The 24,256-nt window shown below is 69.4% G+C and carries 18 protein-coding genes; 4 read left to right on the top strand and 14 right to left on the bottom strand.

What is annotated here, in order from left to right; all coding sequences use genetic code 11:
- Nucleotides 1-92: 92 nt before the first annotated feature.
- From FHY02_RS18495 to FHY02_RS18465, 7 genes are all read right to left on the bottom strand, one after another.
- Nucleotides 93-1,022 (bottom strand): TonB-dependent receptor plug domain-containing protein, encoded by a 930-nt coding sequence (locus tag FHY02_RS18495; protein WP_311731884.1) that lies wholly within the window; start codon nucleotides 1,020-1,022, stop codon nucleotides 93-95.
- A gap of 204 nt (nucleotides 1,023-1,226) precedes the next feature.
- Nucleotides 1,227-1,472 carry a hypothetical protein gene (locus FHY02_RS18490; protein WP_183924963.1) on the bottom strand — a complete coding sequence of 82 codons (246 nt, stop codon included), beginning with the start codon at nucleotides 1,470-1,472 and terminating at the stop codon, nucleotides 1,227-1,229.
- 79 nt (nucleotides 1,473-1,551) lie between these two features.
- On the bottom strand, nucleotides 1,552-3,480 hold the full coding sequence (locus tag FHY02_RS18485) for a M1 family metallopeptidase (protein WP_311731883.1): 1,929 nt from the start codon (nucleotides 3,478-3,480) through the stop codon (nucleotides 1,552-1,554).
- A gap of 134 nt (nucleotides 3,481-3,614) precedes the next feature.
- Nucleotides 3,615-5,639 (bottom strand): TonB-dependent receptor, encoded by a 2,025-nt coding sequence (locus FHY02_RS18480; RefSeq protein WP_183924959.1) that lies wholly within the window; start codon nucleotides 5,637-5,639, stop codon nucleotides 3,615-3,617.
- A gap of 74 nt (nucleotides 5,640-5,713) precedes the next feature.
- Nucleotides 5,714-6,058, bottom strand: coding sequence for a DUF2946 family protein (locus tag FHY02_RS18475; protein ID WP_183924957.1), 345 nt, complete (start codon nucleotides 6,056-6,058; stop codon nucleotides 5,714-5,716).
- Between the two features lie 511 nt (nucleotides 6,059-6,569).
- Nucleotides 6,570-8,477, bottom strand: a complete 1,908-nt coding sequence (locus tag FHY02_RS18470) for a M14 family metallopeptidase (RefSeq protein ID WP_260172986.1) — start codon at nucleotides 8,475-8,477, stop codon at nucleotides 6,570-6,572.
- Between the two features lie 37 nt (nucleotides 8,478-8,514).
- Nucleotides 8,515-8,985 (bottom strand): Fur family transcriptional regulator, encoded by a 471-nt coding sequence (locus tag FHY02_RS18465; RefSeq protein ID WP_183924955.1) that lies wholly within the window; start codon nucleotides 8,983-8,985, stop codon nucleotides 8,515-8,517.
- A 134-nt stretch (nucleotides 8,986-9,119) separates the two neighbouring features.
- On the opposite strand from FHY02_RS18465, the gene FHY02_RS18460 reads away from it, so the two are divergent.
- A complete protein-coding gene (locus FHY02_RS18460) occupies nucleotides 9,120-11,312 on the top strand; it encodes a TonB-dependent receptor (RefSeq protein ID WP_260172985.1) in 2,193 nt (730 codons plus the stop codon).
- A gap of 63 nt (nucleotides 11,313-11,375) precedes the next feature.
- Here the strand turns inward: FHY02_RS18460 and FHY02_RS18455 are convergent, their stop codons facing one another.
- The 4 genes from FHY02_RS18455 to FHY02_RS18440 all read right to left on the bottom strand — a co-directional run bounded on the left by FHY02_RS18455 (nucleotide 11,376) and on the right by FHY02_RS18440 (nucleotide 17,029).
- Complete coding sequence (locus tag FHY02_RS18455; protein WP_183924953.1) at nucleotides 11,376-12,710, bottom strand: DUF3526 domain-containing protein; 1,335 nt, start codon at nucleotides 12,708-12,710, stop codon at nucleotides 11,376-11,378.
- A complete protein-coding gene (locus FHY02_RS18450) occupies nucleotides 12,707-14,146 on the bottom strand; it encodes a DUF3526 domain-containing protein (RefSeq protein WP_183924951.1) in 1,440 nt (479 codons plus the stop codon). The genes FHY02_RS18455 and FHY02_RS18450 overlap by 4 nt, the downstream gene beginning before the upstream one ends.
- The gene (locus FHY02_RS18445; RefSeq protein WP_183924949.1) at nucleotides 14,143-14,883 is read right to left on the bottom strand and encodes an ABC transporter ATP-binding protein; all 741 of its coding nucleotides are present in this window, start codon (nucleotides 14,881-14,883) and stop codon (nucleotides 14,143-14,145) included. The genes FHY02_RS18450 and FHY02_RS18445 overlap by 4 nt, the downstream gene beginning before the upstream one ends.
- A 70-nt stretch (nucleotides 14,884-14,953) precedes the next feature.
- Nucleotides 14,954-17,029: a TonB-dependent siderophore receptor gene (locus FHY02_RS18440; protein ID WP_183924947.1), complete on the bottom strand. Its 2,076-nt coding sequence runs from the start codon at nucleotides 17,027-17,029 to the stop codon at nucleotides 14,954-14,956.
- A gap of 274 nt (nucleotides 17,030-17,303) precedes the next feature.
- Between FHY02_RS18440 and FHY02_RS18435 the strand changes: the two genes are divergently transcribed.
- Nucleotides 17,304-18,062, top strand: coding sequence for a ZIP family metal transporter (locus FHY02_RS18435; RefSeq protein WP_183924945.1), 759 nt, complete (start codon nucleotides 17,304-17,306; stop codon nucleotides 18,060-18,062).
- A 158-nt stretch (nucleotides 18,063-18,220) separates the two neighbouring features.
- On the opposite strand, the gene FHY02_RS18430 is transcribed toward FHY02_RS18435, so the two are convergent.
- Complete coding sequence (locus tag FHY02_RS18430) at nucleotides 18,221-19,030, bottom strand: phosphatase PAP2 family protein (protein WP_183924943.1); 810 nt, start codon at nucleotides 19,028-19,030, stop codon at nucleotides 18,221-18,223.
- Nucleotides 19,031-19,325: 295 nt separating this feature from the next.
- Between FHY02_RS18430 and FHY02_RS18425 the strand changes: the two genes are divergently transcribed.
- Both FHY02_RS18425 and FHY02_RS18420 read left to right on the top strand, forming a co-directional pair.
- The gene (locus tag FHY02_RS18425) at nucleotides 19,326-19,691 is read left to right on the top strand and encodes a MerC domain-containing protein (protein WP_183924941.1); all 366 of its coding nucleotides are present in this window, start codon (nucleotides 19,326-19,328) and stop codon (nucleotides 19,689-19,691) included.
- Nucleotides 19,692-19,896: 205 nt separating this feature from the next.
- Entirely contained in the window at nucleotides 19,897-21,798 is a 1,902-nt protein-coding gene (locus FHY02_RS18420; RefSeq protein ID WP_183924939.1) for a S9 family peptidase, read from the top strand.
- A 64-nt stretch (nucleotides 21,799-21,862) separates the two neighbouring features.
- Here FHY02_RS18420 and FHY02_RS18415 read toward each other — a convergent pair whose 3' ends face one another.
- Both FHY02_RS18415 and FHY02_RS18410 read right to left on the bottom strand, forming a co-directional pair.
- Nucleotides 21,863-22,288: a M23 family metallopeptidase gene (locus FHY02_RS18415; protein WP_183924937.1), complete on the bottom strand. Its 426-nt coding sequence runs from the start codon at nucleotides 22,286-22,288 to the stop codon at nucleotides 21,863-21,865.
- 682 nt (nucleotides 22,289-22,970) lie between these two features.
- A complete protein-coding gene (locus tag FHY02_RS18410) occupies nucleotides 22,971-24,134 on the bottom strand; it encodes an aminotransferase class V-fold PLP-dependent enzyme (protein ID WP_260172984.1) in 1,164 nt (387 codons plus the stop codon).
- Between the last annotated feature and the right edge of the window lie 122 nt (nucleotides 24,135-24,256).

The raw sequence follows: 24,256 nt of genomic DNA, 5'->3' as shown, positions 1-24,256 counted from the left end.
CTGCTCTTCCGAAAACTGCTTCCGTTTCATTCCGTCCGTCCCTTCGAGGGGCCGGCCTCTAGTTCCAAGTGGATGAAGAAACGGGGGTCACGTCAGTCGGGACCGCCGAACGGATCCTCGAACCCGCCATGCGCTTCGCAATGCAGGTCGAGTCCGTGGGTATGGCAGACGCCGTTGACGTGGCTGTGGCCAGGCAGGCCATATTCGCTCTCGAAACGTGAATAAGCGGCGCCGAGATAGCCCTTAGCCGTGATCCACGACGCGCCGACCGAGTAGCTGGTGCTCTCCGCGAACGAGTCGCGCAGCTTGTCCGAGCCGTATCCGTCGGGGACGTTGTAGTTCTCGGCCGAACGGCGTGCCCCCTCGGCATGGATGGCAAACTGGCCCACGCCGGCGGTGATACGGCCGACAACGGTCTTTTCCTCATCCCCGGTGCCGTAGCGAACCTCGGTTGCGCCGCTTAGGCCGCCGACGGGGATGGTCTTCGGAACCTTGCTGTCGATGAGATTGATCGCGCCGTTGGTAGCATTGCCGCCGTAGCGGATCGCCGCCGGTCCGCGCTGGATCTCGATCGCGTCGAGCAGCAGCGGGTCGGTAGTGATCGCATGGTCCGGCGACACGGAGGCCACGTCGAACAGGTTGGCTCCGTCGGTCAGGACTTCGATCCGAGGTAGCGCCTGCCCGCGGATGACCGGGCGCGAGGCGCCACCACCGAAATTGTCGAGGTGAACACCCGGCAGCCCGGCCAGCGTCTCACCTAGCCCACCCTGGCGTCGGTGGACCAGTTCCTCGCCGGCGAGCACCTCGACCGGCAGGATCGTGGCGTCGCTTTCCAGCGAGCGTCCGGTGACAACGATGTCGTTCGGCGTCGAGCGGAGGTGCCGGTCTCCCGCTTCCTCACGTTCCGGCTCGACCGCCGCGTCTTGCGCCGACGCCGCCGCCGGCGCTCCCATAACGAAGACTACCGATGCGAGCAGCGTCGTGCTGCGTCGCCCCATCCGTACCAACTGCAATGATTTCACTCCGCCCACCGAGGTGACGTGAATGAGATACGTTGTAACATTAAGTCAACGATGAAGCTGTAACGTGTTGTATCTGCTGCTGGTCGCCGCCACTCCTCGCAACCATCTTTGACGCAGTTCGACCAGAAGCGCACTTGCGGAGATGGTCGCTGTCGACGTGGTGAGGCCCTGCCAAGCCCCCGCCTGTAGCGCGTTACCCGACGCTCAGCGCTTCCACTCGGCCGCTTCAGCGCGGTGACGCACGCCGCGCGCGCTCGCCTGGACGTAGGGCCGGACGAAGCGCTCCTCGCCCTCGACCCAGCGGCGGGGCAGCCGGGCGGGTGCGGGCGGGGCGTCACCCTGACCATCATCGCCCGCCGGGGCGGGCTGCGGTGCCGGGCGGCCGGTCTGCGTCAGGAGCGGCGTCGCCAGCGTGGCGGCGGGCAGAACGAGGACGTCGCCACGGCGCATGACGAGGCTCCTTGTTCAACGGTGCGGTATCGAAGCGAGGGCCGGCGCCCGTCAGCGTCGGCGACGGGCATCTCGGTGCTCACGTCGCCGCCCTATTATTGGAGCGATCGCGGTCGGGAAGGACGTGGTCCGGGTCGAGTTCGGCCGAGCGGACGACGCCGGCGGGCACGGCGACCGCGACCGAGGGCGAGCGGATCCAGGCCTCGGCAGGTAGCCGCACGTCGGCCGTGTGCCCGTCGGCGTAGGTGACGCGCAGAGTGACCGGCATGATCAACCGGTCACGCGCCTCGACGCGGACCAGAGGCGCGCCGCTGGCGGCCCGCTCGATCCCGCCGACGGCGAGGTCCATCTGCCAGTTTTCGGCGTACCAGCCGCGCCACCACCAGCTCAGATCCTCCCCGGCCTCGCTCTCCATCGCCCGGAAGAAGTCGGCGGGCTTCGGGTGTCTGAAGGCCCAGGCGGCTATGAAGCGGCGGAATGCCGGGTCGAAGCGCGCCGGTGTCAGGATCTGTTCACGCAGCAGCTTCAAGCCGAGCGCCGACTTGAAATAGGTCACCGGGTGCCGATAGGCCTCCACCACGGTGTCGGAGCGCGAGAGGATGGGCGGCGCTTTCGGATCGGCGAGGATTGGCAGGATCTCGTCCACCGGGTTGCCCCCGCCGGGAGCGAACTCGCTGTCGCGCTTGGGCGCATACTCTCCGTGGTTGAATTCGTCGGACTCGTAGGTGTCGATGAAGGTGTTGAAGCCCTCGTCCATCCACGCGTGCCGCCGCTCGTCGAAGCCGACGATCATCGGGAACCAACCGTGGCCGATCTCATGCGCGGTGATCCAGAACAGCTCCTTGCCGGCGTCGTCGATGCCGTCGAAGACGATGCCGGGATATTCCATCCCGGCCGCCGGGCCGGCGACGTTGATCGCGTTCGGCCAGGGATAGGTAAACCACTTCGCCGAGAAACGCTCGACCGCATCTTTCAGATACTCGGTCGAGCGACCCCAGCGGTCGTGCCCCTGGCTCTCCGGCGGGTAGAAGCTTTGCGCCACCGCGACGCCGCCCCCCGGCAGGTTGATTCGTGCCGCGTCCCAGGCGAAGACCGTGGACGCGCTCCATGCGACGTCGCGGGTATCCTTCATCCGGAAATGCCATGTGCGGGTGCCGCCGGTCGTCCTTCGTGGCGCGGCCGCCTCGGCCGGCAACCGGATCGTCACCGTCGCGTCGCTCCCTCTCGCACGCGCGAGCGCCGAACGCTGCGCGGCGGACAGCACCTCCTCCGGGTTCATCAGCTCGCCCGAGCCCGCCACCAGCATGTCGGCTGGCACGGTCAACCAATAGTCGAAGGTGCCGTATTCGAGGTAGAACTCCTGCGCCAGATACGGCAGCGTGTCCCATCCGTGCACGTCGTCGTAGACCGCCATGCGCGGGTACCATTGCGCGACGGAGAAGATGTCGCCCGACCTGCTCGTCAGCCAGCCGGTCCGTCCGCCGAAGGACTCGGACGGCACGACATAATGGTAGCGTAACCGGATCGTCGCCGTGCCTCCGGCGGGAAGCGCCTCCTCCAGGCGGAGCTGCGCACGCGTGTCGCTGACGAGCGGCGCGACGGTCGCCTCCCGCCCCGCGACGATCACCGAGACCGCGTCCAGTGCCATCCCCGCGGTCGTGCCGGCCGGCGCCCCGCCGCGCGACAGGCTGCCTCGCGAGCCGTCGCGGTAGAGGTTCTGATCGAGCTGCAGCCAGAGGACGTCGAGTGCGTCGGGGCTGTTGTTGCTGTAGGTGATCTCGACCGACCCGGTGATGGTCTTGCTAGAAGGGTCGAGCGTGGCGCGAATCGCATAGTCGGCGCGGTTCTGCCAGTAATCGGGGCCGGGCAGCCCATTGCTGCCGCGATACCGGTTCACCGGCTGGGGCATGTCGAACGGCGCGAAGGTCTTCCGCGGTTGGTACGGGTCTGCCGTCGCGGTCGCCGCGAGGGTCAGCGTCGTGGCGGCGAGGATAAGGCGTGCGGCCACGTTGGCTCCCAGCAGATGAGGATATGATGTAACCTCGTCGTAAGCGGTGCGCCGAGCGCTCGCAAGCGGACGGCGCACCATGCCGGCGCGCCGCCCGCTTCAGTCGCGCCGGTCCTTGTTCCGGCGCGGGCGGATCAGTTGGTCGCGATGCGGAGCGTGGCCATCAGCCGCCGCCCGGGCATCACCACCTCGTCCTTGTTGAGCGCGGTGGCGAGCCGCTGGACGTCGTTGGTCAGGTTCTGCCCCACCAGCGCGAGCTCGACGTTCGGGTGGGCGGTGAAGGGCCGCAGCGCGAGCTGCCCGTCCAGCGCGACATAGCCGGGAGTGACCGTATCGAACGTGCCATAGCGGTTCTGGCGCCCGGCGTAGATCAGGTTGAACCCCGCGTCGAGGCGATCACCCTGCCAGTTCAGCCCTCCGCCGACGCGATAGGGTGGGATTCGCGGGACGTTGTTGCCGTCGTCGAGGGTCGCTCGGGTATAGTCGGCCAGCAGGTTGAAGCGGTACGTACCGTGCTCGGTACGGACCAGGTCGTAACTTGCCTCGCCCTCGACGCCGCGGAAGTGCGCCCCCTGCTGCTTGTAGTTCAGCTCGCGCAGGTCACCGTCGCCGTCGACCGAGCAGGTGCCGTCGTCGTCGCAGACGCGGCCGGTCAGGTCGCCGTAGATATAGTTTCTGAACCAGCTGCTGTAGACGCTGCCGTCGAAGCGGAACCCGCCCGACCGTATGCGCAGCGTGCCTTCCAGGGAGTTCGACCGCTCGATCCGGAGGCCGGGATCGCCGGTCTCGAACGTGTTGGGCCCATCGTGACCCCCGCGCGCGAACAGCTCGGTCAGCGCTGGCGCGCGCCCGGTGCTGGAGAAGGTCGCCCCGATCTTGATCGCCGGCGATATCTCGTAGAGCGCCCCGATCGCGCCGCTCAGCGGCGTGAAGTCCGGTGTCACATAGACGTCGGAACGCGGGGTGCCGCTCAGACTGACGTGCTCGACGCGCCCGCTCGCCTCCAGGTGCAGGCGGTCGGCGATCCGGGTATCGGTGAAGAGGTAGCCCGCCACACTCTCCAGCGTCGCGGGGAACAGGTAGGAGCTGTCCTCGCCGATGGCGGAGAAGTCGCGGTGCTGGTATTCCACCCCGATCGCGGAATCGTCGACGAAGCCGATCCGGCTGAGCAGCAGCTCCGCCCGCGCGTTATATTCCTTGTTGCGGAATGTCGTGTCGACCGTGCCGTCGGGTTCCTTCTCGTCGTGCGTGTAGGTCGCGTAACTCCCGTCCAGATTGAAGCGTTGGAGCAGCCCGGAGCCGAGCCCGAACGACGAGCGCGTCATCACCTTTGTCTGGCGCATGTCGATGAAGGTGCTGTCGCTGGGGATGCCGTATTTGGCGTCATATTGCGTGATGGCGGCGCCCACATGGCTGTCATTACCGCTGCCGAAGAAATACGAGCCGCCGAGCGCGCCGCCGTAGCCGCGGAAGAAGGAGTTCTGCTGCACGCCCAGCGGCGTGTCATAATCGCCCGCGTGCCGGCCGAAGCCGTCGGCGTGCAGCGCGAGATTGCCGACAGCGGCGTCCACCAGCGCCGCGCCCTGGTAGAGGTCGGAGACGGTGCCGTAGGTACCGTCGAGCTCGGCCGACAGCGGCTTGTCCGGCAGTGCTGTGGGCACACGGTTGTTGAGGACGTTGACGACACCGCCGATCGCCTGGCTGCCATATCGCAGCGTGCCCGCGCCGCGCACGACCTCGATGCTGCGCGCCGCCAGCGGATCGATCGGGATGCCGTGGTCCGGGCCGATGTCGGACACGTCGGACGAGCTCGTGCCATCCTCCAGGATGCGGACGCGGGTCGCGTCCATGCCGCGGATGATCGGGCGGCTGGCACCGGTCGCGAAGCCCGTCGCCGAGATACCGGGCACGCGCGCGAGCGCGTCGGCGATGCTGGCGCCGCCGCGGTGGAGGATGTCCTCCGAGTCAACCTTGGCGACGATGGCGGGGGTGTCGTCGCGATCGTGACTGATCGGCGAGGCCGTCACGACGATGTCGCGGCTCGTGTCGGCTGACGTGACCCGCGGGGAAGAGCTGTCGGTCGTTGGTGCCTGCTGGGCGGCGGCGCAGGCGGGCAGGAGCGCGGCGAGGGCCGCGCCCGCGAGTAGGCAAGGGCGCATATGATCTCCGAGGATGTCACCGTGGTCGGCCAGCGGCGCGCGGATCGGCGAGGCCGCGCTCCGTGAGTGTCAGGTCAGGTCGGTGTCGCCGCAGGTGGCGCTCGGCTGCGCCAGCTGTGCGCGCGCGAGTACCGCTGACCCACGGCCAAGACGACGATGGCAGCGGCGGCCTGGTGCACGCGCGGCGCGACCAGGACGGGCGACGGCGGCGGCATGAACGGCTCGAGCACCGCGGCGGCGGCGCAGAACGCGCACGTCTGGGCTTCGTCGGAGGCGGTGACGGGGCGATCAGGATGATAGGCCGCGGGGGCACGATGAGACCCGTACTGGTGGCCGACGCGAGTGACGCCGTTGAGGACAAGGGCACTCAGAACTAGGCAGGCGATCAGCACGATGCTCGACGCGCGCCAAGTCGCCACGGATTGCCGTTCGTTCACCCCGCCTATCGACACGAGCGCGGGTCTCCCGAAGCTGGCAAGTTGATGATATAAAGTTAAGTTGACAGATCGGTGATCGTGGAGGCGGAGCGGATGGAGAACGTGCCGGGCGGACGCGGCTCTCGCGTCATCACGCTTCTAGGCCGCCCGCGAAGCGCGTCGCCGGGCGAGATCTGTTGTTCGTACCAGGGACGGAGCGGGGCGAGAGAAGCGGCCTGGCCGACGATGTTGGGGCGTCGCGCTTTCGTCTTTCTCCGCCGTCACGTGGGGCGCGTGGCAGCGTCGCTCTCTTCTCGCCGGCACTCGCGAACGCTCGCCTGACGGTGCTGCCCGGCGGCGTGTAGGCCGCGAGGCCGGATAACGGATCGCGCTGCGTCATGCGCGCGCTGCGGCCGCTCCATGTTCCAGACGTTTCGGCTTGAGGCTGCAGGCACGCGCGATCGCGAGCTCGCGCGGTCTCGACGACCGACGCGTCAGCGCGCGCCCGGTCACCCTACCGCTTCGGCTCGCGCGCGATCGGGTAGCGCAGCGCGAAGGCATGCCCCGGCCCGGCGCGCGCGTAGAGCCATGCGAGGCGGGCGTCCGGGTCGGCCGCGAGGGCGCGATCTGCGGCCAGCGCGGCGTCGAACTCGGCGCGCAGCCGCGGCTCGGTCGCCAGCATCCGGTCACCGAGCGCGGCGAGGACGAACGCGTCGGTGCTGGGCGCGGGTGACAGCATCTCCGGGAAGAACCCCCACGCCAGGAACGAGTCCTGGCTCTCCGGCTCGAGCAGCGCGGCGGCGAGCAGACCCAGCGGCTGATCCGCAGACACGCGCACGCTGCCCGCCGGCATCACCTCCTCGGCGGCCTCGTGGACGAAGCGCGCGGTGACCGGATAGCGTCCCTCGCTCGGCCGCGACACCGCCGGATCGACGAGGCGGACGCGATCGACCGTCAGCCGTCGCGGCGCGTCGATCGGGTCGAGGCGGATGCCGTGCAGGCGCAGGCGATCAATTACCTCGGTCTGCGCGGCGGGCACCCACCACGCAGCGGGCAGGCGCACGGTCTCGGTCGCGGTCTGGCCGATGACCGGCATGCGGAAGGTGATCGGTCGACCCAGCCAGCGCTGCTCCTGCCGCCCCGAAGCGGGCGACAGGTACGTGTCGAACGCTACGCCCCTGAACCGCTCGACCCAGCCGATCGGCTGCGCCGCGGGCGCCCAGCGAGTGAGCAGCTCGCGCGGCCGGCTCGTGCGATCCCGCGCTTTCGCCGCGCGGACGCGGGCGGCGTCGGTGCCCGCGATCCGGAGCGCCGCCTCGAGCAGGACATAGGTGCCGAGAACGCGCTGCCGGTATGGCTTGAGCATGTGATTCTCGACGAGCACCGTCGGCACGCCGATGAAGTCGCCGTAGCCGGTCGAGTAGCGCGGACCTTCCGGGCTGCGTCGGATGCCCCTCGCCGGTTCACGAGTGTCGATCGGACTGGGGTAGAGGATCGGGAGGTGCCCCGCCTTGGTCAGCGCCCTCGACACGGCCGGGCCGAACCGCGTCTCCAGCCAACCCGCGGTCGCGCGGTGCCGCGCGTAGGTGCCCCAGCCGGCGTAGGTGTAGGTGATGTCGTACTGCATGTCGAAGCCCTCGCTGACATGGCAGTCGACGTACAAAATCGGGTCGAGTGACCTGATCAGCCCGATCATCGCACGCGTCTCCGGCGCGTCGGCCTTGGCGTAGTCGCGGTTCAGGTCGATGTCGCGGGCGTTGCCGTCGCGCCCCTTCTCCGCCGGGCCGCGCAGATGAACGAAGTTGTACGCGCTCATCTGCTCGTGACCGTCGATGTTGTATATCGGCACGAAGACCAGGTCGACCTGATCGAGCAGGTTCGCCTTGCCGCGCAGGGCGATGTCGCGCAGCAGCATCAGCCCGGCGTCCTTCCCGTCGATCTCGCCGGCGTGGATGCCCGCCTGGACGAGCACGACCGGCCTGTCGGCCTCGCCCTTGCTGGCGCGGACGTACAGCAGCTCGCGCCCCTCGGTCGTGCGCCCGAAGCTGTGGAGGCTGATCAGCGGCGACGCCGCATCTAGCCGTTCCAACCATCGCCGGACCTCGGCGTAGCGTGGCGTCCTCCGGAACGCGGACGTCTCCGCCGGGGTGATCCACGGGTCTTCCGGTGCGGCGACGAGTGCCTCGCTCGTGCCGTGCCATGGCAGCTCGGGTGGTAGCGGCGCCGGCCCCTGCGCGGCGATCAGCGACAGCGAGACGAGAGCGAGCGTGATCGCGCGTGAGAGCAAGGCGTGACGTCCATGATCGAAGGCGGGGACATGCAGCGCCGCGCGCGTGACACGGCGCGCGACCAGCGGAGCACCGACCCGCCACCCTCCAGCGGTCGGCCCCCCGCGGCGCTCACCTATGTGATGATGCAACATGCGGCAACCCCTCGGCCGCCCTGTCGCGTGACCCTCGTCAGTCGCTCGGCGCGCACCGACGGCACACGCCATGTATCTCCAGGACCGGACGTTGAGCAGTGAAGCCGGAGTGCGTGGCGGCCCGTCGGACACCTTCCGCAGCGTCCTCGTCGTCGACGTGCTGCGTGTCGCCGCACTCGCCGCAGATGAGGAAGATGCAGTCGTGACGGCATCCCGGATGAGCGTTGGCGACATAGGCGTTAACGCTCTCGATCCGCTGTGCCACGTTGGCGGCGACGAACAGGTCGAGGATGCGGTACACGCTGTTGGCGGCGATCCGCCGCCCTTCCGTCTTCGACAGGGCCTCGGTGATATCATAGGCGGACGCCGGCTTGTCGAAGCTCGTCAGCGCGGCGAAGACTTTCTCGCGCATCGCCGTCCATTGCTGACCGGCCGACTCGGTCGCGGCCGCGGCCGCCGTCAGCAAGGCGTCGCCGCTGAGATCCACGTGATGATGCATGGTGGCCATGAACCTATTTATGCACGCCAGCCGACAACCGCAATCACGTCTCGCCGGCTACATGGCAATATAACGTCACAACGGCGTTGATATAACGAAACATCGCGCATAACGCGAGGACGACAGGGATCGGGGAATCGAGAATGAAGATCGTCATGAGAACATCCGTCAGCATCGTTGCGCTCGTGCTGGCCGCACCCGCGATGACCCAATCCGGCTCGGGCGGCACCGGAGTCACGAGCATGGAGCAGGGCGGCGGCGCGGCGAGCGTCCGCACCTCGTCGCGTCAGGCCGCCGTGGGCCGCGACGTCATCGTCACCGCGCCGATCCAGCGAAGCGAGCGAGACGTGCTGCAGGGCACGTCCGTGCTGACGGGCGAGGCGCTCACGCGCGACCTGCGCCCGACGATCGGCGAGACGCTGTCGCGGCTACCCGGCGTCTCGGCGACGTCCTTCGGTCCCAGCGCGTCGCGCCCGATCCTGCGCGGCTTTCAGGGCGAGCGCATCCGCGTTCTCACCGACGGCATCGGCTCGATCGACGTCAGCAATACGTCGGTCGATCACGCGGTCATCATCGACCCGCTGCTCGCCGAGCGCGTCGAGGTGCTGCGCGGGCCGAGCGCGCTGCTGTTCGGCTCGTCGGCGGTCGGCGGCGTCGTCAACGTGATCGACTCGCGTATCCCGCGCAGCGTGCCCGAGAACGGCTATCGGCTGAACGGCATCGCCACCTACGGTTCGGCCGCCAGCGAGCGGTCGGGCGAGATGGCCGGCGACGTGGCGGTCGGGCAGCACCTCGTCCTCCATGCCGACGGCTCGTACCTGAAGACCGACGATCTGCGCATCGGCGGCTACGCGCTCTCGCCGGCGGCGCGCGCGGCCGCGCTCAGCCAGGTGGGCCTGCCGCAGGACACCGACGAGCCGATCGACTTCGCCGCGAGTGCCGCGATCCGCAAGCGTCTGCCGAACAGCTTTTCCGAGACCTGGACCGCGGGTGCCGGCGCCAGCATCATCACCGATACCGGGCAGCTGGGCGTCAGCTACAGCCACTACGACAGCTTCTACGGCATCCCGCTGCGCTACGCCACCGAGGTGGGGCAGGAGCAGGAGGCCCCGCGCCTCGACGTCGTCCAGAACCGCGTCGACCTGCGCGGCGAGGTCGAAACCGGCGGCGGCTTCCTCGACCGGATCCGGATCCGGGCAGGGCACGCCACCTATCGCCACTTCGAGCTGGAGGAGGACGGCAGCGTCGGCACCGCCTTCTACAACAACGGTCTCGAGGGCCGGCTCGAGCTGGTCCAGGCGCGCAAGGGTGCCTGGTCCGGCGCGTCGGGCGTCCAATATTTCAACCGCCAGTTCAACGTGGTCGGCGAGGAGGCCTTCCTGCCGCGCAACGAGACCAACCAGACCGGCCTGTTCACGCTGCAGCAGCTCGACTTCGGTGCGCTGAAAGCCGAGGCGGGAGCCCGCTACGAGTGGAGTGACCTGACCGCCAAGAACGACGCCGACCAGCGCTTCTTCGCCGGCCGCCGCAACTTCGGCGCCTTTTCGGGGTCGCTGGGCGCGTCCTACGGTCTCTCCGACGCGATCCGCGTGGGTCTGAACGGCTCCTACACCGAGCGCGCGCCGTCGGCGGAAGAGCTGTTCGCGAACGGCGGCCACGCCGGCACGCAGGCCTATGAGCTGGGCAGCGCCGACTTCCGGCTGGAGCGCAGCTGGGGGCTCGAGGCCACGCTCCACGCGCATAACGATCGGTTCAACTTCGACGCGTCGGCCTATTACAACTGGTTCTCGAACTATATCTCTGAGAACCAGACCGACCAGGCGGTGTGCGAGGCGGCCGCGATCCAGTTCGGCGCGATCGACCGCGAGGTCGATCTGCCGTGCTTCCAGTACCAGCAGGCCGATGCGCGCTACTACGGCTTCGAGGCGGATCTCTCCGCCAACCTGTTCACCCTGGGTACCACGCGGATCAACGCCGACGTGCTGGGCGACTATGTGCACGCGAACATCGTCGACCAGGGTCCGGTCCCGCGGATCCCGGCGCCGCGCGTGCTCGGCGGGCTCGAGGCGCAGGGCGACCGGTTCACCGCCCGCGCGGAGGTGGAACATGCATTCGATCAGAACCGCACTGCGCCGTTCGAGACGCGGACCGACGACTATACGATGGTCAACGCCAGCGTGAGCCTCTCGCCCTTCGGACGTGACAGCAAGACCCAGCTGGTCCTGAGCGCGAACAATATCTTCGACGTGACCGCGCGGCGAGCGGCGAGCTTCCTCAAGGACTTCGCCCCGCTCGCCGGCCGCGACCTGCGCGCGACGCTGCGCTTCGGCCTCTGACCGCTCCCGGCGCTGCCAGCGGACATCGCGTCCGCGGGCAGCGCCGGTCTCGGCGCGTCAGGATCAGGAGGAGGGCGGCGCGAGAGGGCGTCGGTCGAGCATCGCGGCGGGTGTCACGAACCGCGCCGCCATGCCTTTCGGGCGGGTGACATCCTCGTAGCTCGGTGCGAGCCGAAAGTCGTCCGCGCCGAAGGGACGATCGTGGAACAGGTAAGCGTAATAGAACTCGCGCAGCCGGCGGTGGAACGCCCGGATGCGATCCTGGTAGGCGAGTTGCGCGCGTAGGTCGGTCTCTGCCAGACCGGTCAGCAGCGCCTGTACGCCGACCGATGGCAGCGCCCAGCCGAGCGCGCGCGCGAGCGCGTCGCGGCGCTCGAGACCGTCGCGATAGGCCGCGACGCTGGCGGCGACGCTCTCGTCGCCGACCTGGTGGAAGGCGAGGTACCATTTGTAGTGGAACGCCGCCCCGAGCGGCGGCGAGTCGGCCCAGCGCGGATGGTGCGCGTAGAAGCGCCGCATCGTCTCCTCGCGCGGGATGTCCCAGGCGTGGTTCACCTGCTCGCGCTGCGCCAGCGCGATCTCCGCACCCTGCGCCACCGGCACCGCGCGGTTGATCGCGACGTGCGCCAGCGTGGGCACGACGAGCACGAGCACCAGCCAGCCGGCGGCGAGCGTCGCCGCGTTTGCCACCGAGCTCCAGCGTAGCCGGCCGACCAGCGCCGCGATGCCGATCCAGAACAGCAGATAGGCCGCGATGACGAGCGTCACAGCGAGGATCGATCCCAGCAGGACGCCCGACCAGGCCGCGACCACGGCGAAGGGCAGTGCCAGCGCGAGCCACAGGAGCGCGAGGCGCAGCAGCGTGCGCCGCCGCGTCAGCGCGGTGCCTCCCCGCGGCAGCGCCGCCAGCATGCGCCAGCGGCCGGCCTCGCGCTCGCCCGACACCATGTCGTGGAACAAGGCGATCACGAACAGCGGCGCCAGGAACACCAGCACGAAGGCGAAGTCGAAGCGACCGGGCAGCGCCAGCTCGGGGTTGAACGTGTCGCCGTCGTAGATCTGCGCCTCCAGCCCGAGCGCCCGGACGCGCAGGATATAGGGCGACACGTCGCGCATGCCGATCGCGGCGAAGGCGAGCGGCGCGGGCGAGTCCCACGTCGGATGGAAGCTGTAATAGGCCGCGCTCCCCGCGTCCTTGCTGCGATCGACATAGGCGGCGACGGCGGCGATATCCTCCGCCTGCGCCGCAGGGATTGCCGCGATCGCGGCGCGCTGGCGCGACACCTCGGCCACGCCGGCAGCGAGGGCGGCGATCGTCAGCGCCACGAGAAGCGCGAGAACGACGACGGTCAGCCGCGCGCGGAGCAGCAGCCGCACCTCATGCACCCAGAGCCTCATCGGCGGTCTCCCAGACGGCGCGCGACCATGGCGAGGGCGCCGCCCGCCGCGACGAGCCAGACGAGCACCACGGCCAGCCCGGGCAGGGCTCGCGCCGCAAGCTCCGCGCCGCTCGGCGCACGATAGTGGAAGTCGGGGAGCCGGCCCCAGCTGTCGCCGGAGACGCGCTTGCGTCGATCGGCGTCGACGTCCTCGGCGACATCGTCGGCATAGCTGACTGCCTCCGCCTCCATCCGGTTGAGCCGCTGCACGAGATCGTAGCGATAGGCCTCCGCCTGCTCGAGGAAGCGGCGGTGACCCGTGAAGTCAGTACCCGCCGCCGCCATCGACAGCGATCGCAGCGCGATTGCCGGGCTCAGCACGCCGGCGATGCCGACCAGCATGTTCTGGCGGTCCTGCGCGGCGTAGCTGCGATCGGCGTAGCGGTCGAACAGCGCGGACGTGAGCCGCTCGCCCTCGACCGCGAGCAAACCCTTGTAGTTGACGGGCAGGTCCTCGACCCGCGTCACGCCGAAGCGGCGCAGCGTCGCGCGTTGGAACGCCGCGAAGTGGGCGTCCTCGGGATCGTGACTGTCGCCCAGCTGGCGCAGGTCGCGCGCGATGGCGACGTCGGTCTGCAGACGATTCGTGAGCGGCACGGCGGCGCTCGCTAGGTCCGGCGCGACGCGGGGCAGGAGCACGACCGTCACCGCCCAGAGCGCCACCAGGATCAGCAGCGCGTCACGGCTTCGGCGCACCAGCGCCGACACCAGCATGATCAGCATTACCCAGAGCCCGAGGTAGCCGGCATAGCCCAGCGCCAGCGTGGCGATCGGAAGCGCGAGCGCGCCCGGCTGCGCCGCGATGGCGATCAGGCCGACCATCGCGGGGAGACCCGCGACGAGCGCGACGGCGCCGAGTGCCAGCAATTTGCCCGCTACCAGGCGCGTCCGCCCGACACCCTGCAGCAGGAGCAGACGCAGCGTGCCCCGCTCGGTCTCACGCGCGACCGCCCCGAAGCCGAGGAAGATGAGCAGCAGCGGCGCGACCGCCTGCAGGACGAAGGCCGGTGTCAGCTGACCGAAGCGGACCAGCAGCGAGCTCTGTCGCACGTCGCCGAAATTGGCGGTGTTCTGGCGGTGACCCTCGAGGAACATGCTGCTGCCGGTGAAGGCGTCGACCCCGGGGTCGAACGCGGCGAGCGGGCCGAGCGGGCGGAAGATGAAGTGGCCGTAGTGCACCATGCGGTGCGGGTGACGATCCGGCTGGGCGTCGAAGGCATGTTCCGCCTCATGCTGGTGGCGGAGGCGCAGGTCGGCGCTCGCGCGCTGGTGCGCCCAGGAGCTGAGCGTCGCGGCCAGCGACAGCAGCACCAGCAGCGCGAGCGCGATCACCGCGACCCGGTTGCGCCGCATCAGGCGTAGCTCGTCGCGAGCGATGAGGGTGAGCGCGCTCATGCCGCGTCGCGCTTTGCGGCGACGGCGAAGCGCGCGTGCAGCGCACGCACGTCGAACCGCGCCGGGCCAGCCGCGGCGACATCGTGGACGATCCTGCCGCCCTCGAGGAAGCCGATGCGGTCGGCGATGTCGGCGGCGGAGAGCAGGTCGTGCGTCACCATCAGCACCGCGGTGCCGCGATCGCGCACCGCCACCAGCAGCGCGTTGAAGTCGGCGGTCGCGCGCGGGTCGAGCCCAGAGGTCGGCTCGTCGAGCAGGAGCACGGGCACCTCGCGGAGCAGCGCGACCGCGATCGCCACCTTCTGCCGCATGCCCTTGGAGAAGCCGCCGAGCCGCTGGTCCCACGCGTCCCGCTGCAGGCCGGCGGCGGCGAGTGCCGACGTGATCGCCTCGCGACCGTGACGCTCGTCCGATAGCGCGAGCAGATAGTCGGCATTCTCGACGGCGGTGAGGTGCTCGTAGAGGGCGACGTTCTCGGGCAGGTAGGCGACCCGCCGCCGGACCGCGTCGGGCGCGGCGGCCGGGTCGATGCCGTCGACCGCGATCATTCCCGATTGCGCCCGCGCGAAGCCCAGCAGCGCGGCCAGGGTGGTCGACTTGCCGGCACCGTTGCCGCCCAGCAGGGCGGTGATGCTGCCGGCGGGGATGCGCAGCGACAGGCCGTCGAGGATGCGGCGTGCCCCGTAAGAGAGGACGAGTTCGTCGATCAGGATTCGCGGGGCGTCGTCGGTCGGCATGCTGCTGTCTTCCTCTCGCATCCGTCTTGCCGGTAGGCGCAATGTTACATCATTTCCGCTGTTGCGGCGGTCAGATGTCGAGCCGCAGCGAGGCGCGGACGGTGCGGGGCGCACCGGGATAGATCCACAGCCGACTATAAGAGCTGGCCGCGTAGCGCGCGTCGAACAGATTGTCCGCCTCCAGCCGGAAGCGCAGCCCGGGCGCGACGGGCGCCTCTACCGCGGCCTTCGCCTTCACATAGTCGGGGAGGACCAGCGGCGTGGCATCGAGCGACCCGGCGCGATCGCCGACATAGGCGACCCCGCCGCTGAGCTGCCACTCGCCGCCGGCGAGGGGGAGGCGGTGGACGACCAGCAAGGTGCCCGCGTGCTCGGGGACGCCGAGCACCGCGGGCGTCGCGAAGGTGCTGTCGTCGTTGCGCGCGTCGACCCATCTATAGTTGGCGACGACCTGCCAGCGGCGACCGAGGCGGACGGAGAGATCGGCCTCGACACCACGGCTGTTGAGCTCACCGACCGGCGCGTTGAAGCCGGCGTCGAGCGGGTCGGTGGTGAGGATGTTGGTCTTGGCGATGTCGAACCAGGTGAGGCCCACGTCCACGCCGGCCCAGCGACTCGCGACCCCGACCTCGTAGCCGCGCGCCTCCTCGGGCGCGAAGCCCTCGCCGGTTCGGCCCGTGCCCGAGTTGAGCAGGAACGACTCGCCCCAGTTGGCGTGGACCGAGAGATGGTCGTCGACTGCGTAGCGCGCGCCCGCGCGGAACTTCACGGGGGCGTCGACGATGCGACCGACGCCGCCGGTCGTGTTGTTGACGATCTTCTGGCGATAGGGGTCGACGCGCGCGCCGCCGACCAGCGTGAGGCGATCGGTGACGCTCCACATGTCCTGGACGTAGATCGTGCCCGCCCAGCGGCTCTCGTCGTTGTTGGTGAACGGCAGCAGCGGTGCGGCGATCGCGCCGGCGCTCGACGCTGGGTCGTAGAGATCGACCGCATAGGGCGCGGTCGCGCTGGGATTGCGACGCATCCAGCGCTCGCCGTAGGTCAGCCGATAGCCCTTGAGCCCGAGGCTCAGCTGGTGGCGGCCGAGTTCGCCGGCGAGTTCCAGCCGCGCGGAGAGATCGTCCACCGCGAAGTCGCGCGAGCGGCGCTGGCGCCACACCTGGGTATCGACGATGCGCGACTGGTCGGCCGAGAAGCCCTTCAGCGTGCCGGTACGCCAGACGACGCCGCCGTTCAGCGACCAGCCGGCGCCGAGCCGCGCCAGGCCGGTGAGCTGGTGCCGCTCGTTGCGGAAGCGCGTGAGGCCGTTGGCGGGATCGCCGTAGTAATTCTCGCGCGGCACGGCGTTGGCGTCGTCGCCCACCGCCGGCACGCCGCGATCGAACGGCGTGTCGAACTGCATGAACTCACCGAGATAGGTGAGACGGAGCGAGTCGCTCGGCGCCCAGGTCAGCGAGGGCGAGACGATCCGGCGTCGGAGCGTCACGGTGTCGCGCCAGCCCTCGCTGTCCTCCCCGGCGACGACGATGCGGCCGGCCATCGTGTCGGTGAGCGGCCCGGTGGCGTCCAGCTCGACCCGGCGCGTGTCGAACGACCCGTACAACGCGACCGCGCTGGCGCGCGGGGTGAAGCTCGGCACCTTGCTGACGATGTTGACTCGCCCGCCCGGGTCAACGTCGCCGAATACCGCGCCGGCGGGCCCCTTCAGCACCTCGATCCGCTCGACCGTCGCAGGGTCGCGCGGCGGCGCCATGCCGCGGTTGGCGACGAAGCCGTCGACGTAGGATTCGGCGCCGCCGTCGGGCGTCCCGAGAAAACCGCGGATGGCGAAATTGTCGAGCACGCCGCCGCGGTTGTTCTGCTGGCTGAAGCCACTCACCAGCTCCAGCGCGTCGCTCAGACGATAGGTGCCGGCGGCCTCGAGCACGTCGCGTTCCAGCGAGCGGCTCGACTGCGACATGCGCTCGGTCGCGGGATCGGACGAGAGCGTGCGATCCACCGCGCGACGCGTGCCGAGGACCACGATGTCGGTCCGCTCTTCCGCGCTCTCCTGCGCCTCAGCGGCGAGTGGGGCGGCGCCAAAGGCGAGCGCCAGGCCGAGAGCGGAAGGACGACGCGGACGGGACACGGAAGCGAAAGACATGCGGGCTCCTGGGGCGCGACAACCAGCGGCATCGAGATGATTGGTATGTTGCAACATTCCATACTGCTTCGGCGCCGCGACGCAACACCGCGCGGGATCGCTGCGATCCGAAACCGGCCCTTGGCCCGACTGCTCACGGAGCCACGCGCTGCAAGCGGGAGACGAGCGCGAGCGACGACACTAGCCCGGTGACGCAGTTACGTTGTAACGCCGCGCGTCGTCGGCGCGGCGGCGTTATGGGTCAGGGCGGAATGAGTTCGGGTGCGCGATCGAGGTGGAGCGGACCACATACGTCAGCGGTGGCGCTGCCGGGGTGCTGTCGTTGACCGTCCCGTTCGTCCCACTCGCGTTCGGCGTCGCGGCCAGCCTGACGACGATCGCCGGCGGCGTGCTGGCGTTCCGACTGGCCCATCGCATGACGGCGATCCTGGCAATCGCGGCGGGGGTCGTGCTGGGAGTCGCCTTCTTCGACCTTCTGCCCGAGGCACTTGAGTTCGGCGAGCGAAGCTACACGCATCGGAGCACGATCGCGCTGGCGGCGCTCGGCTTCACCGGTTATCTGCTCCTAAGCCGCCTCCTGGCCACGGCGGAGAAGCGGAGCCGATGGCAGGCCCATCTCGGACCAGCCAGCCTGACGCTGCACAGCTTCCTCGACGGATTGCTGATGGGCATGGCCTTCCAGATCGCGCCGGAGATCGGCTGGGCGGTCGCGCTGGCGGTGCTGACGCACGACCTGGCAGACGGGGTCAACACGGTGAGCCTCGCGCTCTCCATAGCGCATCGCGGCTTGGCGGTGAGATGGCTCGTCGTCAACGGCCTGGCCCCGCTCGCTGGCGTCTTGATCGGGCTGCTGATCCGGCTGCCGGACGCGGTGTTCACCCCGTTGTTGGCGATCTTCGCCGGCGTGTTCCTCTACATCGGCGCCTGCGAGCTGCTGCCGCGGAGCCTCGCGAGGGACGGCCGGCTCCGTACCACCTGGGCGGTGCTGGCGGGGATCGCCCTGATGCTGGCGGTCACGCGGTACGCCGGCTAGGCTCTGGTCCAATGGGCGATAGTCCCCCGGGCGCATGTCAGGATCAAGCGCAGTCGCGTTCGTGGCATCTGGCGCCTGCCGGCGGCGGTCCGACCCTGGCAGCGGTAGGCGCCGCCCCGGCCATGTCAGCCGGCGATGATGTACGGGACGATGGCGGATCAGCGCGGCAGTCGCGGCATGACGCGTTGCTCGAGCAGGCGCGCCTCCGCGGCGCAGTCGCGCGCCGGGGCGGCGCCGCCCGCACGCAGCGCCGCCAGCTCCGCTCGGACCTCGCCCAGCGCGGCCTGGTAGGCGGGCTTCGTGGACACGAGCGCCATGGTGGCGGAGGCGGACTGCATGCCGGCCTCGACCGCGCTCTCGTTGTGCGCGCCGCAGACGAAGCGGCTGTCGCCGTAGGCGCGGCCGCGCGTCAGGATCTCCTGCGCGCGCTCCGGGATCGCCGCGGTGAGGACCAGCGCCCAGGTCCAGCCCCATGTCGTGTGTCCGGAGGGATAGTCGTAGCTCATGTGGTGGGCTCGCTCGTCGTAGAGCTGCGCGGGCGCCTGGCAGACGGGGCCGCGATCGATCACGAACGGGCGGTCTCGCCGGAACACCTCCTTGGCGTGCCCGGTCTGCGCGCCGGTGTCGGCACCGGCGCGCTGCACCAGGGCGGCGAGTTTGGGGGCGCTCTGCGGGGTGAGCTGCACCCCCGCTGCGCAGCTGAAGTCGTTCATCAGCGCCGGGACGCTGTAGTCGGCGTCGGCGGTGGCGAGCTGCCAGCGCGGTGATCCCTTCAGGGCGCGGGTCGCACGGAAGATCGTACGGTCGGTCTCGTAACGTGGGTCGCCCTTCGCCGGCGCCGGCTCCAGGACCGGCACGACGTCGAACTCGCCGTCCGCCAGGAAGCCCCGGCTCTGCTGCGACGCTGCCACGCCGAGCGACGCGAGGCAGGAGAGGGTAAGGCCGAGGAGGACGTGGGTACGGCTCATGCTCGATCACCCATCGGTATGCGTGGCATTTATCCGGGAAGGGCGTGCGCGCTGCGTCGATCTCGAGCAAGGACCATCGCTCGGCGGCCCGTTGCGACGAGACATTCCGATGCGTTTGGACGCGACGAACCGAAAGGGGGCAGCTTGAAAGAGACTTGTCATCTGTCACTAAGGTCATGGTATGATACACTATCCCATATTTCTAGCTGAACGGAAGACAATGTCCACTACTCTCCCGCAGGTCGCGGAAGGGCCGCGCACGCGGCGCTGGGTCCGGCTCGCCGACAGCGCGGCGATGGTCGCTTCCGCGCTGTGCCTCGTCCACTGTCTCGTCCTGCCGACTCTCCTGCTCGCCCTGCCGCTGCTCGCGGCGGTCGTGACCATCCCGGAGACGTTCCACCCGATCGCCTTTCTCGTGGCGCTGCCGTTCAGCGCGTTCGCGCTGCTCTCCGGTCATCGGCGCCATCGCCGCCGGTGGCCCGGCTTGATGGCCCTAGTCGGACTGACTCTGCTCGGGTTCGCCGCTTTCGTCATCGAGGGTGAAGCCGTCGAGCGCGCGATGAGCTCGCTCGGCGCGATCCTGCTCGCGATCGGCCACGTCGCGAACTGGCGGGCGATGACGCATCGGGGAGTGTCCTGCGTGGTCGGCGATGCCGCATGAGCACGCTGCTCCCGAGAAGCGTCGACAGGGTGTCGGCGCCTGGCCTCACAGTGTGGTCGGCGCGTATGTGCGTGTGGCGCGAGCGCGCCGGAGAAGCCATCGCTCGCGCGCGGTGCCCCGTCCCGCAGGCTGACTCACCGCTTCTCCCTTGCGGCGCGCCTGCGCTAGCGCGACGCTGGATCCTCGATCGCTACCAGGAAGCCCGATGCGTCTGATCCTCTTCACATTGCCCCTCCTGGCCGCGGCGACCCCGTTGTCCGCGCAGGTGATCCACCAATATGGCGCGCTCGCGCTCGCCCCGACGGGTGACCGCGTCGCCGCGGTGGAGAGCGGCGGCGGCCACGGAGCGGTGACGATCCGGCGCGTCGCCGATGGCGCGATCGTCCGCACCATCGACCCGTGCGCGACGTGCAGCTACACCGGCCTGACCTTCGCGCCCGATGGCGCGCTGCTGTTCCTCGCGCGCGATCCGGCCACCCCCGGCGTTCGGCTGCTTCGCGCCGACGCGAGCGCGAGCGCCCCGCGCCTCATCGCCACGGTGGCGGGGATCGCACAGACACCGCGGGTCTCCCCCGACGGCCGCCGCGTCGCGCTGCTGATCACGCTCGGCGCCGCGAAGGAGTCGGGCGCGACCCAGGCGGGCGTCCGCCAGGTCGGCGAGATCGGCGAGCGGAACGACGAGCAGCGGCTCGCGATCGTCGACATCGACGGCGCGGCGCGCGCGGCGACACCGCTGTCGCCGGCTGGGCGCTACGTCTACGAATATGACTGGACGCCCGACGGCCGCACCCTCGTCGCCACGACCGCGCTGGGTAACGGCGACAGCAACTGGTGGGTAGCGACGCTCGACGCGATCGACGCGCGCACCGGCGCGGTCAGGTCGATCGCTCGACCGACCACCCAGCTCAACCAGCCGCGCGTGTCGCCCGACGGCCGCACCGTGGCCTATATCGGCGGGCTGATGAGCGACTTCGGCTCGATCGGCGGCGACGTCTTCACCGTTCCCCTGGCGGGAGGCACGCCCGCCAACGTCACCGCGGGCGCGCGGTCCACCGTCACCACCATCGCCTGGACCGCAGGCGGGCTGCGCACCGTCGCGCTGTCGGGCGACGAGGTGCAGCTCGGCAGGCTGCGGCCCGGCCAGCCGATCGCACGCGCCGACGGTCGCGCGGTCACCGCGTCGGCGGGCGACGGGCGCGCGGTCTTCTCGGCCGACGGGCGCGTCGCCGCCGCGGTGCTGCAGGACTTCACGCACGCGCCCGCGATCTATGCGGGGCCGCTCGGCGCGCTGCGCCAGCTAACCCACGACAATGACTCGCTGCCGGCGCGCGCGGCCGCTCGCAGCGTCCGCTGGACCAGCGAGGGCTATGACGTGCAGGGTTGGCTGCTCGCGCCGCGCGCACCGGTCGCGGGCAAGGCGCCGATGATCACGGTTGTGCACGGCGGCCCGGCCGCGGCCACCACGCCGACCTATCTGGCGCCGACCTCGCTCAACGCGGCACTGGTGGCCGCGGGCTATTACGTGTTCCTGCCGAACCCGCGCGGCAGCTACGGCCAGGGTGAGGCGTTCACCACGGCGAACCGGCGCGATTTCGGCGGCGGCGACCTGCGGGACATCCTCGCCGGGATCGACGCGGTGGAGCGGGTCGCACCCGTGGACGACGCGCGCCTCGGCCTCGCCGGGTGCAGCTACGGCGGCTTCATGGCCATGTGGGCGAACACGCAGACTAACCGCTTCAAGGGGATCGTCGCGGGCGCCGGCCTGTCGAACTGGGTGAGCTACTACGGCACCAACGGCATCGACCAGTGGATGCTGCCCTTCTTCGGCAAGACGATGTACGACGACATGGCCGCCTACGAGAAGGTGTCGGCGATCTACCACGCGAAGAGCGCCCGGACGCCGACCTTCATCTACGTCGGCGAGCGCGACATCGAGGTGCCGCCGACCCAATCGATCGAGTGGTGGCACGCGCTGCGCGACCGCCACGTGCCCGTGAGCCTCGTCGTCTATCCCGACGCGGGCCACTGCGTCACCGGCGCGGATCAGGCGAAGGACGTCCGCGCACGCTCCGTCGCGTGGTTCGACCGCTATGTGAGAGGGCAATAGCCTTGGCCGGTCGGCCGCACGCGGCCGCCGCAGCGATCCTCAAGCAGGACGTCCGGCGAGGAGCCTAGTCTTCGCCGTGCTTCGGCCCGCCGACCGCGACCGGGGACGCCTCGGCCGGGCCGACCGTCTCCTGCAGCGCGAGCCGCTCGTCGCCGCTCGCCATGAACGCTAGCGGGTCGATCGCGCGGTCCGCGACGCGTACCTCATAGTGGAGGTGGCTCCCGGTCGAGCGCCCGGTCGAGCCGACCAGCGCGATCACGTCGCCGCGATGCACCCGCTGCCCCGCGGTGACGAGGATGCGCGAGAGATGTCCGTAGCGCGTCTGGATGCGGGCGCCGTGGTCGAGCTGGACGAGGTTGCCGTAGCCGCGCGCACGCTCAGCCCGGCTGACGATCCCGTCGGCGGTGGCATGGACCGGCGTCCCGGTCGAGGCGGCCAGATCGACTCCCGCGTGCATCGCGGTACCATGGCCGAACGGGTCGCTGCGCATACCGAAAGGGGATGTATAGCGGAAATTGTCGAGCGGTCGCTGCGACGGCACCGACGCTTCAGAGCGTGGCGGGCGATCCGCCGCTTTCCACCGGTCGAAGAGATCCCGGAACGGCAGGTCGCCTTGCAGGGGCCACAGTGCTTACCGCGGAGCCGGCGGCCGCGTCGACGTCGTCCCGCGCGTCGGTCGCATGCGCTGGTGCGCTGGTCACTGTTGCAAGGACGAGTGCGAAGGCGGCGTACCAGCGCGTGGCTGTGCTCAGTCCGACGTTCATCATGCTCAATGTCCCCGCGTCCTCCGTCTTGCCCAGACGTCACCACGGCGTCTCGCTGAACTCAACGTGTGATGAGATACTGTATCGATGGATGGTTGCCGTCGTGCGCCGGAACGTTGAGCCCCGTTCACTGTCGGGTGGCTGCACCGGCGGGCAGGGTCGGCCATCGTGCGATACGAGGCGCGGCCTTCCAGGCTTTAGGCGAGACAATGCCACGAGCCACAAAGGCCTGAGAGGCGGCCGTCTAGGAGGTGATCTGTTCAGCTTCCTAATTCGCCATCGGCGTATCGATTAGATCTTCGAAGGACAAGAATTAGCTGATTGGTATGTCAAATTAGCAAACTAGCTGTGACGAAAGATACCTTTGCATGAACTTCTATCTTTTAGGTCGCGTCTTCGGTTTAATGGCTAGGCGAACAGATTCCGCTCCGATCGAACTGCGTCGACAAGCTTCCCGAGTTCGGAACGTGTATTGAACAAGGATGGAGTGACGCGCAACACGGGGCCTGAAGCCAGTCCCTGTTTCGCGACGACGAGAACCCGATGTTTCTCGACGAAGCGCTGCTGCGCCAGGCGTGCCTGCTCCAAGGTCCGCTGACCGGGAAGACGAAAGGCACCGATGACGGCGCAACGGCCGGGCTCCTCGGGATGGACGATCTGCAAGCCAGGCAAGTCACGGATCGCACTCGTCCAGTGTTCGCGCTTCCCGATCAGGTCAGCGAGCTTGCGGCTCGGCCCGATCGCGCGATGCTCGCTGATCGCCGTGGGTATCGTCAGCCTTGCCGCGAAATCGACGGTCCCGGTCGGTACACGAGCCCGGACGTCGTCTTCGTCGTGAATGTGGTTACCGAGCCACGGTGCGATGTCCGCCAGCCGGCTCGCTCGAACGTAGATCGCGCCTGTCCCGAGCGGGGCCGCCACCCACTTGTGGAGGCTGAAGCCCATGAGATCCACGCCGAGCTCGTCCACGTCCACGGGCAGCAGGCCGACGGACTGCGCGCTGTCGAGGATGACGTCGACGCCTCGTGCCCTCGCCATCGCCGCGATCTCGCGGACCGGCAGGACCAGACCGCTGCGGTTGGAGACATGCGTCAGAAGCAGCAAGCGGGCACGAGGCGTGTCACGTAGCACCTGCTCGTAGGCGGCAAGGATGTTCGCCGTCGTCGATGGCTCGGGAAGGGCGACGTGAACCTGCGTGGCGCCCCGCGCCGAGGCGAGATGCGCCATGGCGTACTGCATCTCGTCATAGTCGATGTCGGCTGTGATGACGGCATCGCCAGCCTTGAGCGGTCGGTAGTTCACGATCAGGGCGTACAGCGCTTCGGTGCCGCCGGCGCACAAGGCGACCTCGCCTGATCGTGCTCCGATCAAGTCGGCGACGCTGTCGGTTGCGGGCTGCAACCGCGCGTCCCGTGAGAGGCCCGGCAGGGCGCTGCGCAGGAACAACGCATTGTGGCGGTTCACCCACTCACCGTGCTGGCGATAGGCAGCAGCGACCGTTTGGGTCATCGCGCCATAATAAGCGGCGTCGAAGTTCGCGAGGCTGCGATCGACGTCGTAGCGGTCGGTCATCGCATCTCTCCCTGCGCGGACCATTTCTCCGGGTGCGGGCCAGGCGGCGTCTGCGACCGCGCCGCCCACCAGGCTTATGAATGCTCTTCGCCCGTTCACCTCGGCTCCTCTCGCTTGACCCC

The organism is Sphingomonas sp. BK069 (genome assembly GCF_014193405.1).
GTDB lineage: Bacteria > Pseudomonadota > Alphaproteobacteria > Sphingomonadales > Sphingomonadaceae > Sphingomonas.
The sequence above is the reverse complement of the archived record's forward strand: the minus strand, read 5'-3'. Positions and strand labels throughout refer to the sequence as shown.